Source organism: Hydrotalea sp. AMD, from assembly GCF_004100315.1.
GTDB classification, from domain to species: Bacteria; Bacteroidota; Bacteroidia; order Chitinophagales; family Chitinophagaceae; genus Hydrotalea; species Hydrotalea flava.
The window spans coordinates 1-1,420 of sequence record NZ_SCKY01000087.1; the positions used below are offsets into that span (position 1 = coordinate 1).

A 1,420-nucleotide genomic window follows, 5' to 3' on the forward strand; every position below is an offset into this window, starting at 1 on the left:
TATATTTAGATGAAAGTCCGGCTCAGCCCGATATGATTCAAAGCCTACCCATTACAGATATTGCGTACATCAAAGTATTTCGCCCACCTTTCTTTGGCTCCATGGGCGGTGGCAGTGGTGGTGCCATTGCTATTTATACCAAAAGAGGCAATGATAGCAAACGCAATAACAACGCCAATACACCGGGGTTAGATAATACCATTTTAGGCGGTTATACTAAGTTTAAACAATTCTTCAGCCCTGATTACGACAAATCGAATGATGCGTTTGGCGATGATGTAAGAAGCACCCTTTATTGGAACCCTTATGTGTTAACCAACAAGAAAAGTCCACAGTTGAAATTAGATTTTTATAATAACGACATCAGCAAAAAATTAAAAATTATTATTGAAGGGTTTAATGCCGATGGGAAGCTAACTCATATAGAAAAAGTGTTGCAGTAAATAAACAAATGATTATTACATGATAGCATTGTTGGTATAGCAATGCTATTTTTTTATTTTTAATAAATCCCTATAATCATCCACAACATTCCCGCCACCACTATCCATCCCACTATTTGTAACCACAATGCATGCCGGTAATTCGGAGTTATACGATATTTAAGCGCAGCTAACAAAATAATCACCAATGCCAGGGGTAAAATAAACCCATTCACTGTACCGGCCCATACCAATACATTAACAGGTTGGCCTATCCATTCAAATATTCCGGTAGATAGTAGTATGAAACCTGTTACCCATATTTTTTGTTGTGCTTCAATTGCAGGATGAAATGTTTTAATGAATGAAATGGCTGTAAAAGATGCACCAATAACCGAGGTAATAGAAGCTGCCCACATAACCATTCCAAAAAAGAAATAACCCATATTGCCGGCAACAATTTTAAATACCGATGCCGCAGGGTTAGCAGCATCTATCCACTTACCCTGCACCACCACACCCAGTGCTGCCAAAAACAAAACAAACCGCATAATTCCCGTTAGCACAATACCCGTAACAGCGCCTTTATTTACCTTTCCAAGATTAGTAATACCGGTAATACCCACTTCTAATAAACGATGGGCGCCCGCAAAAGAAATATAACCACCTACCGTACCACCTACAATGGTAATAATGGCGAGTGCACTCACTTTGCCGGGCCATACCATTTGCACCATAGCATCTGCAACGGGTGGATGGGCTACAAAGGCTACATAACAGGCTAATACAATCATTAATATTCCCATGTATTTGGTAAATACGTCCATGGCACGGCCTGCATCTTTCTGCCAAAAAATGAACAATGTAATGGCTGCACTGATGGCAGCACCAATGGGGGTGGGTAAGCCGGTACATACCTGTATACCTAAACCTGCCCCGGCAATATTACCGGTATTAAAAGCAATGCCTCCGAATACAATCATAGCTGCCAATACATA

General features: G+C 40.4%; 1 protein-coding gene and 1 pseudogene. One reads left to right on the forward strand and one right to left on the reverse strand.

Features of this window, described 5'->3' with window-relative positions; translation table 11 throughout:
• A pseudogene (locus EO766_RS18155) lies at window positions 1-443 on the forward strand (hypothetical protein); the annotation flags it as partial.
• Window positions 444-502: 59 nt separating this feature from the next.
• On the opposite strand, the gene EO766_RS18160 reads toward EO766_RS18155, so the two are convergent.
• The coding region (locus EO766_RS18160; protein WP_287101794.1) for an NRAMP family divalent metal transporter at window positions 503-1,420 on the reverse strand (918 nt) is incomplete at its 5' end.